General features: G+C 74.3%; 9 protein-coding genes. 3 read left to right on the forward strand and 6 right to left on the reverse strand.

All coding sequences use genetic code 11. The features are described 5' to 3' along the window. Window positions 1–72 precede the first annotated feature (72 nt). Window positions 73–633: an NADPH-dependent FMN reductase gene (locus VE546_RS26660; RefSeq protein ID WP_324926740.1), complete on the reverse strand. Its 561-nt coding sequence runs from the start codon at window positions 631–633 to the stop codon at window positions 73–75. Window positions 634–733: 100 nt separating this feature from the next. Between VE546_RS26660 and VE546_RS26665 the strand changes: the two genes are divergently transcribed. Together VE546_RS26665 and VE546_RS26670 are read left to right on the forward strand one after the other, a co-directional pair. Continuing rightward, window positions 734–1,384: a TetR/AcrR family transcriptional regulator gene (locus VE546_RS26665; protein WP_414720597.1), complete on the forward strand. Its 651-nt coding sequence runs from the start codon at window positions 734–736 to the stop codon at window positions 1,382–1,384. A 327-nt stretch (window positions 1,385–1,711) separates the two neighbouring features. Beyond that, complete coding sequence (locus VE546_RS26670) at window positions 1,712–2,578, forward strand: putative protein N(5)-glutamine methyltransferase (RefSeq protein WP_324926742.1); 867 nt, start codon at window positions 1,712–1,714, stop codon at window positions 2,576–2,578. A gap of 76 nt (window positions 2,579–2,654) precedes the next feature. Here the strand turns inward: VE546_RS26670 and VE546_RS26675 are convergent, their stop codons facing one another. The 3 genes from VE546_RS26675 to VE546_RS26685 all read right to left on the reverse strand — a co-directional run bounded on the left by VE546_RS26675 (window position 2,655) and on the right by VE546_RS26685 (window position 8,239). Further along, window positions 2,655–5,315, reverse strand: coding sequence for a glycoside hydrolase family 9 protein (locus VE546_RS26675; protein WP_414720595.1), 2,661 nt, complete (start codon window positions 5,313–5,315; stop codon window positions 2,655–2,657). A 216-nt stretch (window positions 5,316–5,531) separates the two neighbouring features. After that, window positions 5,532–6,794: an NAD(P)-binding domain-containing protein gene (locus VE546_RS26680; RefSeq protein ID WP_324926744.1), complete on the reverse strand. Its 1,263-nt coding sequence runs from the start codon at window positions 6,792–6,794 to the stop codon at window positions 5,532–5,534. A gap of 17 nt (window positions 6,795–6,811) precedes the next feature. Continuing rightward, window positions 6,812–8,239, reverse strand: a complete 1,428-nt coding sequence (locus VE546_RS26685; RefSeq protein ID WP_324926746.1) for an ATP-grasp domain-containing protein — start codon at window positions 8,237–8,239, stop codon at window positions 6,812–6,814. 274 nt (window positions 8,240–8,513) lie between these two features. Between VE546_RS26685 and VE546_RS26690 the strand changes: the two genes are divergently transcribed. Continuing rightward, window positions 8,514–9,677, forward strand: a complete 1,164-nt coding sequence (locus VE546_RS26690; protein ID WP_324926747.1) for a glycoside hydrolase family 26 protein — start codon at window positions 8,514–8,516, stop codon at window positions 9,675–9,677. A gap of 29 nt (window positions 9,678–9,706) precedes the next feature. Here VE546_RS26690 and VE546_RS26695 read toward each other — a convergent pair whose 3' ends face one another. Next, window positions 9,707–10,831, reverse strand: a complete 1,125-nt coding sequence (locus tag VE546_RS26695) for a GNAT family N-acetyltransferase (protein WP_414720596.1) — start codon at window positions 10,829–10,831, stop codon at window positions 9,707–9,709. Window positions 10,832–10,920: 89 nt separating this feature from the next. Further along, window positions 10,921–11,131: hypothetical protein (locus VE546_RS26700; RefSeq protein ID WP_324926751.1), on the reverse strand; the 211-nt coding region annotated here is incomplete at its 5' end.

Raw genomic sequence — 11,131 nt, forward strand, 5'->3', positions numbered from 1 at the left:
GGCACGGGGGTCCTCTCCGGCTTTCCGGAGAGGACCCCCGTGCGGTCTCGCGCGCTCCCCGGGGGGAGGGCGTCAGGCCGCGGCCGGCGCCACCGCGGCCGAGAGCCTGGTGAGGACCTCGGTGAGCTGCCCGGCGACCTCGGCGTCGTCGGCCGGGTGGAGCTCGGCGAAGCGCCCGACCGAGTCGGGGATGGAGAGCTTGACGTCCTCCAGGACGGTGCCGCCGGCGATGCCGACCGCCTTGCGGGCCTCGTCCTGCGCCCACACGCCGCCGTACCGGCCGAAGGCGGTGCCGACGACGGCCACCGGCTTGCCCGAGACGGCGCCGGCGCCGTAGGGGCGGGAGAGCCAGTCGATCGCGTTCTTCAGCACGGCCGGGATGGTCCCGTTGTACTCGGGCGAGAACAGCAGGAGGGCGTCGGCGGAGGCGGCCGCCTCGCGCAGCCGTGCGGCGGCCTCGGGCACCGAGCCCTCCACGTCGATGTCCTCGTTGTAGAAGGGCACCTCGCCCAGGCCCTCGTAGAGGGCGAGCTCGACGCCCTCGGGGGCGAGCTTCACGGCCGCCTCGGCGAGCTGGCGGTTGTGGGAGCCGGCGCGGAGGCTGCCGACGAGGCCGAGGACACGAACGGACATGAGTGTCTCCAAATTGCTTTCGGGGGTAAGCGGACCGTGGTCCGGATGACTTTCTAACACGGGAACCGGACCGTGGTCCATTTTCTTCCCGACCGGTACGCTGAGGGTCGTGAATCACACCGCGCCGCTCGACGACGAAGGGATCAGGCAGCCGTCGCTGCCCCTGGCCGACCGGACACCTCCCATGCGCGCGGACGCGGCCCGCAACCGGACCCGCCTGCTGGAGGCCGCGGCCCGTCTGGTGGCCGAGCGCGGCCCCGAGCAGCTCACCATGGAGGCCGTCGCCACGGCCGCGTCGGTCGGCAAGGGCACCGTCTTCCGGCGGTTCGGCGACCGCAACGGCCTCCTCATGGCCCTCCTCGACCACGCCGAGCACCGTTACCAGGAGTCCTTCCTCAGCGGCCCCCCGCCGCTGGGCCCCGGGGCACCCGCCGTGCAGCGCCTGGAGGCGTTCGGCCCCGCCACCCTCAGGCACCTGGCCGCCCACCGCGCCCTGCTGCTGGCCGCCGAACCGGAGGCGTGCAAGCGCCTGGCCTTCCCGCCCCGGCGCGTGCGCACCACCCACGTCACCGCGCTGCTGCGGGAGGCCGGGGTCCGCGGCGACATCGACCTGCTCGCCGAGACCCTCGTGAGCTATCTGGACGTCGCGCTCCTCCACCACCTCACCGTGCAGCGGGGCATGTCGCTGGAGCGGCTGGAGGCGGGCTGGTGCGACCTCGTGGCCCGCATCACGCACCACCGGTGCGACTGACCCCGCGGCCCGCACGGGCCGCGGGCCCTCCGCCCCTCCCGGCCCTACCCCTCCGGCCTCCGGGACGGCAGCGGCCGGCGGCGGACGGCCCCGCGCAGGACGGGACCCAGCGCCTCCCGCCGTCCACCGGGGTGGCCGCCCGCCGCTCCGGCCGGGTAGGGTTGCCGCTCTGCGACCACGGACGTCCGCGAGGAGGTGAGACCCATCAACGCCAGGTCAGTCCGGGTGCTCTCGCCCCACGGCCCCGCGGGTCCACCGGCCCGTCCGGTACATCGCCGCGGATGACCGGGAGAGCGCCCTTCGGTGCACCACGTCCGAAAGGCTCCCGTGTCCTTCCCGTCTTCCTCCCCCTCCCGCCCTTCCCCCGCTTCTCCCGACTCCCCTGACTCCTCCCCTTCCGTCCCGGCCGACGTCGTCGCCCGGCTCCGGGCCTCCGGCTGCGTCTTCGCCGAGGACGAGGCGCGGCTGCTGGTCGCCGAGGCCCGGACGCCGGACGAACTCGCCGCCATGGTGGACCGGCGGGCCGCCGGTCTGCCGCTCGAACAGGTGCTGGGCTGGGCGGAGTTCTGCGGCCTGCGGATGGCCGTGGACCCCGGGGTCTTCGTGCCCCGGCGGCGCACCGAGTTCCTCGTCCGCCAGGCCGCCGCCCTCGCCCGCCGGGCCGCCGGGCGGTCGCGGACCGTCGTGGTCGACCTGTGCTGCGGTTCGGGCGCGCTGGGTGCCGCCCTGGCCGCCGCGCTGGGCGGGGACGGGCGGCCCGTCGAGCTGTACGCCGCCGACGTCGACCCCGCCGCCGTGCGGTGCGCCCGCCGCAACGTCGCCGCCGCCGGCGGCCGGGTGTACGAGGGCGACCTGTACGAGCCGCTGCCCGCCGCGCTGCGCGGCCGCGTCGACGTCCTGCTCGCCAACACGCCCTACGTGCCCACCGGGGAGATCGGACTGCTGCCCCCGGAGGCCCGCGAGCACGAGCCGCTGGTGGCGCTCGACGGCGGTCCGGACGGGCTCGACGTCCAGCGGCGGGTGATCGAGGAGGCGCCGCGGTGGCTGGCGCCGGGCGGGCACCTGCTGGTGGAGACGGGCGAGCGCCAGGCGCCGCGGGCGGCCGGGGCGATGGCCCGCGGCGGGCTGGTGCCGCGGGTGGTCACCTCCGAGGAGCTGTACGCGACCGTCGTCGTCGGCACCCTGGGCGCCTGACGGCGCGGGGCCGGGGCGCCCGGTGCGGAGCGCCCCGGCCCTGCGGTCGGGGGGTGCGGCGGCGCGGTGCGTCAGGTCACCGGACCGTGCACGCCTTCCCGTTCAGGGAGAAGGCGGTCGGGTTCGCCGCCTGGCCGCTGGAGGTGCCGTTGAAGCCGAAGCTCACCGTGCTGCCCGTCGGGATGGTGGTGTTCCACTGCACGGGCTTGGCGACCACGTTCCGTCCCGTCTGGGTGACCTGGGCGTTCCACGACTGGGTGATCTTCTGGTCGCCGGGGAAGGACCAGGTCAGCTCCCAGCCGCTGAGCGTGGCGGTGCCGGTGTTCTTCACGGTCACGCTGCTGCTGAAGCCGCTGTTCCAGCGGTGCGCGGTGTAGGTGACCTCGCAAGAGGGCTTCTCGCCCGGGTCTCCGGGGTCCCCGCCGCCGCCCGGGCCGAGGTCGTCCGCGTAGGAGGCGATCCAGGCCAGCGGGGCGTTCCAGTTGATGGTGATCTCGTTGGTGGCCCAGGACTCGATGTGGTCGATGTAGCACATCGCCGGGGCGCAGCCCTTGAGCTTGTCCTGCGCGATCGGGTCCTGGATGTCGACGTTCGGGCCGCCCGCGACGGAGCCCGGCGCGGGGTTGGGCAGGTCGGGGTCGAGCTGGTTGGCCCAGAACCGGTGGTGCTGGTTGTGGGAGTCGCGCTCGCCGTAGCCGGTGACGTAGGACTGGTTGAGCGGGTTGCGGCCCAGCAGGTAGTCCAGGCCGCGCAGCGCCGCGTCACGGTAGGCGGTCTCCCCGGTCAGGTCGTGCGCGGTGGCGAGGACCACCATGTTGTTGAGGACCTGGCTGTTGGAGCCCCACACGTAGTGGTTGTCCTCCGGGGCGTAGGGCACCCCGTACGCGGCGGCGCGGGAGTCGGCGGCGTAGCCGTCGGCGGCCTCGGTGACCATCTCGCGCACGGCCCGCAGTTGGGTGTCCGTCAGGTTGTTGGGCACGGTGGCCAGGCTCAGGGCGCCCAGGCCGGCGGTCGCGCCCCAGGACATGCCGCCGCGCGGGAAGACGGCGGCGGTGTCGCCGTGCAGCGGGGAGTTCAGGACCGCCTGGCGGTAGGTGTCCTTGCCGGTGGTGACGAACAGTTCGGCGGCGGCCCAGTAGAACTCGTCCTGGACGTTGTCGTCGCTGTAGGCGCCGCCGCCGGTGCCGTCGTTGGGGTCGGCGAGGATGTCCGGGTGGGCCTTGGCGGCGGCCCAGGCGGTCTCGGCGGCCTTCAGGCACCGCGCGGCGAAGTCCGCGTCGTACTCCTCGAAGAGGCGGGCGCACTGCGCGGCGGTGGCGGCCACGTTGAGGGTGGCGGCCGTCGTCGGCGGGTGCAGTTCGCGCGGCTGCGGGTCCTGGTCGGGACGCAGCGGCAGACCGGTCCACGCGCGGTCGTGGATCTTGTGGTGCGCCATGCCGGCGAGCGGCTCGCCCGCGGGCACCATCATCCTCATCATGAAGTCCATCTGCCAGCGCGCCTCGTCCAGGACGTCCGGGACGCCGTTGCCGCGCTCGGGCACGCGGAGCTTGCCGTCGCCGAGCTTCTCGCCGCCGGTGTCCTCGGTGGTGAGGGTGCGTTCGTAGGTGGACATCACCTGGGCGACGGAGATGCCGCCGTTGACGACGTACTTGCCGTGGTCGCCGGCGTCGTACCAGCCGCCGGAGACGTCGAGGCGGTAGTCGCACACGCCCTGCTGGCACGGGACGTCGGTGTCGCCCTGGTTGGGCGCCACGCCCACGTGGCCGGCCGGGCGGGCGTACTCCTCGCCGACGAGGTCGGCGTCGATCTCGATGCCGCTGCGGTTGTGGTAGAAGTACGCGAGCGCGTCGGAGCGCAGCGACGAGTACAGGTCGTCGCCGATGGAGAAGGGCTCGCTGGTCTGGCCGTCGACGGTGACGGTGTAGCCCTCGCCGGCCTCGGTGAAGTCGCTGAAGTCGAAGGTGTGGACGTTCTGCCGGGAGGTCGGGTCGACGCCCTTGGGAGTGGTGCTGCCGGACGCCTGCGTGGCGCCGGAGGCGTCCTTGAGCGTCCAGGTCAGGGCCTGGGTCTTGTCGGTGACGAAGGTCCCGCTCTTGGGGCCCTCGGTGAGGTAGCCGACCTGGTTGACGCGGACCGGCGACCCGGTGTCGGGCTCGTACACGGGCGGTTCGGCGCCGCCGGTGAGCGAGACGTCGTCCACGCAGAAGGTGTACGCCTCCTCGCTGCCGCCGATCTGGAAGGCGAGCTGGGCGGCCTCGTGGTCGGCGGCGGCGGTGAAGACGTGCGTGAAGGTCTCGGCCGTCTCGCCGATCCGGTCCGCCGAGGAGTGTTCCGTGGTCCACGGCTCGGTGGCCATCTGCACGTTGGTGCGGATGGTGATCGGTGCGGTGGCGGACGCGGTGAAGCTCAGCTCGTAGCCCTCGCCCGCGGTGAGCGGGATGTCGTTCTGCCCGATGATGGCGTCCCACGGGTTCTGCGTGCCGGCGGGCACGTCGGCGCAGAGGCGCCCGTCCACGACCTTGCCGGGGCTGTTCTCCGTCCACCACCAGCCGGTGGTGCCGCTTGAGAAGTCGCCGTTGGTTATCAGTTCGGGTCCGTCGGCGGGTTCGGCCGCGACGACGGGGGCGGTGAGAACACCGGCCAACAGTCCGGCGGCGGCCAGTGCGCCCAGCGCGCGGCGTCTGCCGCGGCGCGGACGGTCCGGCGCTTGGGGCTGATGGGACGGGTGAGGTGTCACAGTTCGGTCCTTCCGGCGGGGAAACGGGCGGGGACGACGCGACGGCATGACGGGGCAACGCCCCGGAGTGGGGGGTGGGAGCGCTCCCATGCATCGTGGGGTGCATGACAGGAGGCGTCAAGACGTGTGACACGACGAAGGGGCGCGCCGCACCGGGCGGCGCGCCCCCGCGTCCACCGGGCGCGGGCCCGTACGCGGACCGGTCCCGGTGGCGGTTCAGCCCAGGGAGGCGGTGACGCGGGAGCGGGGCGAGCGCCGGGTGCGGGGCACCGGGGTGGAGCGTTGGGCGGCCAGCCGGCGCCGTACGCCGCGCACCAGCCGCTCCGCCGTGAAGCCGGACCCGTAGACGAACCGCATGGAGGGGCCGAACGACGGGGCGGTGAGCAGCCCGGCGAAGAACAGTCCCGACACGGACGACTCGAAGCGGCCGTCCACCTCCGGCGCCCGGCTGGTCCCCGCCAGCCGCAGGCAGTTGCGCAGGGACAGATCCAGCAGGTCCAGCCGCCCGACGTCCGGGACGAAGCCGGTGGCGGCCACCACGTGGTCGGTGTCCAGGGTCGTGGCCGACCCCGTGGCGGTCTGCAGGCTCAGCCGCACTCCCCCGCCCAGCGGGACGGCCGCCCGCAGCCGGTGCCCGAGCAGCACGGGGATCTTGCTCTCGACGCGCTCGCGCAGCCACCAGGCCCCGGCCGGGCCCAGCGCCGTGGCCGCGATCCGCGTCCGCAGGGAGCCGGGCAGCCGGCGCACCGCCCAGGGGACCTCGGACCACACCCAGCTCGGCCACCCGGTCCCCAGTCCGCAGTGCGGGTCGCGCAGGGAGCGCAGCAGGGGGCGCTCCAGGGGCTGCGGCGGCGTGTTCCAGTTGACGCGGTCGGCGCGGGCCACCACCCGGGGGTGGGCGCCGCACTCGGCCAGCAGCGCGGCGGTCTCCAGGGCCGCCTGCCCGGCGCCGATCACCGTGACGTCCTTGCCCCGGAAGCGGGACAGGTCCCGGTGGTGGCTGCTGTGCGTGGCGAGTTCGCGCGGCAGCGCCCGCAGGGCCTCGGGCCGGTGCACGAAGGGCATCATCCCGACCGCCAGGGCGACGGTCCGCGTCATCACCGTCTCGCCCCCCTCGGTCTCCACCAGGAAGCCCTCCAGCCGGGGGCGCACGGCGACGACCGTCTCCTCCTCGACCCTGGGCACGGCCTGCCGGCCGAACCACAGCCCGTACTCGGTGAAGACTCCGATCGGCAGGGGGCTGCCGTGCTCGGCGCGCAGTCCCCGGGAGGTGCAGTAGGCGGCCAGGGTGTGCTCGCCGGAGGGGTCGGAGAGGTTGGACGACCAGGGCTCGGACTTGAGGAACATGCCCTCGGGCATGTGGTCCCGCCAGGAGGCCATCGGCCGGCCGAACGTGCGCAGGGTGATTCCGGCCGCCGCCGCGTGGGCCGCGATCGACAGTCCGTAGGGGCCCGCGCCCACCACTACCAGGTCGTACATGGTTGGTTCCCGCTCTCTCATCGTCGTGACGGTGTCGTGCCGTTGCCGCGGGACGGTCCGGAGGTGTCCGGACGGTCCGCCCGGTCCGTCCGGTCCGCCCCCTCCTGCCGGTCCGCCTCCGGTGCGGACCGCCGCTGCCGGGGCGGACGGAGCATGCGCTGCCGCGTGCGCCGCAGGACCTTGCGCCCGCCCTGGCCCAGCCAGGTGGCGGTCATGGCGAGGAAGGGCGCCGGGTCGTCGGCGGCGAACCAGGCGGTCTCCGTGTCCCGCCAGCCGCCGCGGCTCTCGGTGGACGTCCGGCCGCGCCGCGCGGCGGCGAACGGCAGCGGCGCGGAGGGCAGTGCGGCCAGCGAGGAGAGCAGCGCGTAGTTCTCCGCGACGAAGACGCGACCGGGCACCGGGCAGGTCGGGGCGACGGCGCGTCCGGTGAGGTCCAGGTGCAGGGCCCGCACCACGTCCAGCCCCGACCGGTCGGTGAACAGCCGGAACTGCGCGCCGGGGCGGGGGTTGAAGTCGAGCAGTTGGTAGGTGCCGGTGGTGGTGTCGAACCGGAAGTCCAGGTCGAGGATGCCGCGGTAGTCCAGGTGCTTGGCCAGCCGGTGGGCCGCCTCCTCGACGTCGGGGTTCGGCAGCCACCGGCCCACGGCCGTCAGCCCGGCGCGCACCGGCCAGGAGTGGTCCTTGCGCCCGGCGCCGCCGATCAGGCAGGTCGCGCCGTCGCCGAAGCAGCCGTGGAAGAACCAGTCGGTCCCCCGGCCGCCGGGCACGCACCGCTGGAACAGCAGCGGGCTGCCCGCCTCCCCGCTGCGCGCGTACAGGGCGCGCGCCTCCTCGACGGTGCCGACCACGGTGGTGCTGCGCAGTCCGCTGCCGTGGGGCAGCAGCCAGGGGCGGCTCCACTTGGCGATCAGGGGGAGCCCCAGCTCCTCGGCGGCGGCGGCCGCTCCCCCGGCGCTGCGCGGCACCAGGGTCGTCGGGTGCGGGACGTCCAACTCCCGGCACATTTCGGCGAGTTCTGCCTTGTCGGCCACCCGCTGCGGCAGCCCGGGCGACTGGTTGGGCAGCAGGAAGCGGCCGGCGAGCCGGTCGGCGAGCCGGGCCACGGCGATGGCGCCCATGTCGTCCATCGGGATCAGGACGGCGGGCCGCCCGATGCGGTCGGAGATCTGACGGAGCGTCTGTTCCAGTCGGTCGTCCGACAGTCCGTCGGCGCCGAACACCTCGCCCGTGCGGTGCGTGCCGTACACGCCGTCCGCCGGCAGGTGGTGTCCCTGGTGCAGGTAGCGGGAGCGGCCGATGGGGCAGTGCGGGGAGTCGACGACGGCGTGGACCTCGACACCGGCACGGCCCAGGGACCTGATGGCCCCCAACGTGCCGTGGTGGAAGGGGTTCTGGTCGAGCCGTAGCAGCAGGGCGGGTACTTCGGTGTCGAACGGTGGCGGCATGGCACGCAGTCCTCAGTGTTCCTGAAGTGTTCCTGATGGTTTTTCGGAAGGTTCGCCCGGCGCTTCCGCCGGTTATCGGTTTCTTAACATTGACAGCGCCCGCGGATTTCCTCGGAACGCTGGTCCGAGCGAGCGACGAAAACCGCGAACGGGTTATCGGAAAGCAGTCGGGCGGCTCATTTTGGAGATTCTCCGATTAGTGTCGGAAAGAGCAGTGCGGGGGCCGGGAGAAGGAGCACGCCGTGCTGTGACGCAGACGCAGCGAGGAGGCACGATGCCCCATCGATACCGGGGACCGGAGAGGGCCGGCCGGCACCGGAGACCGGCGGCGCCCCGGCGGCGCCGGAGGCTGACGACCGCCTGTGTCGGGGCCGTCACCGCCGGAGCGCTCATCGCGGGCGGCGCCGTCGCGACCGACGTGTGGCAGGACGACGGCGAGCGGACCCGCGCGCCGGGGACCGCGCACGGCACCGCCATGGGCGCCTTCCTGGGGGCGGGTTCCGACGGGGTGCGGCGGATGGCGGACCTGAGCAAGTGGCTCGGCGGCGCGCCCCTGCGGGTGGGGCACACCTACCTGCCGGGCGACACCTGGGAGCGCATCGAGGGCAACCGGGACTTCCTGCGCCCCTGGACCGAGTGGCGGCGCGCCGATCCCGACCGGCTGCTCGTGCTCAACGTGCCGATGCAGGCGCGCAACGAGGCGGGCGTTCCCGACCACGAGGTGCGCTGGCTGATCCGCCGGGGCGCCGAGGGCCACTTCGACCACCACTTCCGCACCCTGGCCGGCCACCTGGTCGCCCTGGGCGCGCCCGACACGGTGATCGTGCTGGGCTGGGAGATGAACGGCATCACCTACACCCACCGCTGCGCGCCGGACCCGCAGGGGTGGAAGACGTACTGGAGGCGCATCGTCGCCACCATGCGTTCGGTGCCCGGACAGAAATTCCGCTTCGATTTCGCGCCCAGCCGCGGACGGGACGCCATCGGCTGGACCGAGTGTTATCCGGGCGACGACGTGGTGGACATCATCGGAATGGACTCCTACGACCAGCCGCCGGGTGAGACCTTCGACGACCAGATCAGCCAGCCGTACGGCCTGCAGCACCAGGTGGATTTCGCCAGGGAACGCGGAAAACCCTTTTCCTACCCCGAGTGGGGGCTGTTCCGCAGGGGCGACAACCCCGAGTACATGCGCCGCATGCTGGAGTGGATCGGCGAGCAGAAGCCGCTCTACCACACCATCAGCGACTACTGCCCGCACGGCGTGTGGCGGTGTGCGGAGAACCCGAAGTCCTCCGCGGTCTTCCGGTCGATGCTCACGCCCGGCAGGCAGCGGCCCGTCCGGCCGCGGTTCTGCCTGGACCTGGGCCGCTGGATCGGGTCCTGGCTCGGCGACCGGCGCCTGTGCGTCAGCTTCTCCTGGGGCAGGAGGCCCTAGCAGCCCGCACGCCGGGGCGCGGACCGCCCTCACCGCGCCCCGGCCAGGCTCGCGCGCAGGCGGTTCAGCCGGGCCCGCCAGGAGTCCGGGCCCCGGTCGTGTTCCCGGACCGCCTCGGCCAGGCGGGAGCGGGCGGCCTGCTGGGCGGCGTGGAGCCGCAGGACGGGCGCCAGGGCGGGGCGGGCCAGCAGCAGCCGCTGGTTGGGGACGGCCTCGGGCCGCCAGTGGTACTTGTACGGCTCGGTGCCGCGCAGCAGGCTCAGCACGCCGCGTCCGGTCGCGGCCGCGTGCGTGGAGTCGTGCCGCAGCAGCATGACCGCGATGTCGGCCCGGGCGCGCAGTTCGGGGTGGGCGCCGTAGAGGTAACCGCCCACCAGGTCGGTGGAGAGCAGGAGTACGTCGACGGCCATCACCCGGCCGTCGATCCGGAACTCGGTGATCCGGGCGGTGCCGTCGCCCGCCATCGCGGTGAGGGCCCGGGTCAGGTGCTCGGCGAACCGCGGCCTGAGGTGCTCGGGTGTGATCCCGCGCTCCCGCCACTGCAGGGCGTGCAGCCTGAGCAGCGTGTCGATCGCGGCGGGCACCTCCGGCGCGGGCACCGTGCGGTGCTCGATGCCCGCCCGGTCGAGCCGGCGGAGCTTGCCGCGCATCCGGCGGGCGCTGCCGCCGGGCAGCCGGGCGAGGAGTCCGTCCAGCGGGAGTCCGGGGAGCTCCAGGCACACCGAGTCCGTCAGCCTGCGCCGGGGCCCCGGCCAGTGGTCGAACAGGCGCTCGGCGCAGCCTCCGGGACGCACCTCCCGCAGGTCGACCACGGCGGCGCGGGCCGTGCGGTGCAGGCCCCTGACGAGCGCGACGGCCGCCTCCTCGGCACAGGAGTCGTCCAGCAGCACGTCGCAGAAGTCGGAGATGCTCCCGCCCAGCGGGACCAGGACGGGCACCGGGCGGAACGCCAGCATCAGCGGGGCGGCGCCGACCAGCCGGCCGGACCGGTGCGCCAGCACCAGGCGCAGCCGGCCCGGGACGCCGTAGGACAGCCACCACGAGTGCAGCCAGGCGTGCGTCTGGAAGGGGGTGGCGGCACGGCAACGGCGGTGGAGGTCGTCCCACGGCGGGGCCAGGCCGGCGAAGCGCACCGGATCGCGGCACAGGGTCACGCGCACGGCGTCCGGCCGCCGCCGGCGCGTCGGTGACGGGCCGGCGGACGGGTCCGCCGGCCGGGCATCCGGACGGGTCGCCTGACGGCTCATCGGATGGTCCGCCGGTTGCGGCGTCTGCGCTCTCCCTGGACCTTCTCGGCGGAAGCGGAAGCGGAGACGGCGGCGGGGGCGGGCGCGGTGGTGGCGGTGGTGGTGGCGGCGGCCGGGGCCGGCGCGGCGACGGCGGCAACCGCGGCGGGAGCGGGCGCGGCCACCGCCGCCGGGGAGGGAGCGGTGGGCGTACGGCCGGGGGGCGGG

This window comes from Streptomyces sp. (assembly GCF_035644915.1).
Lineage (GTDB): Bacteria > Actinomycetota > Actinomycetes > Streptomycetales > Streptomycetaceae > Streptomyces.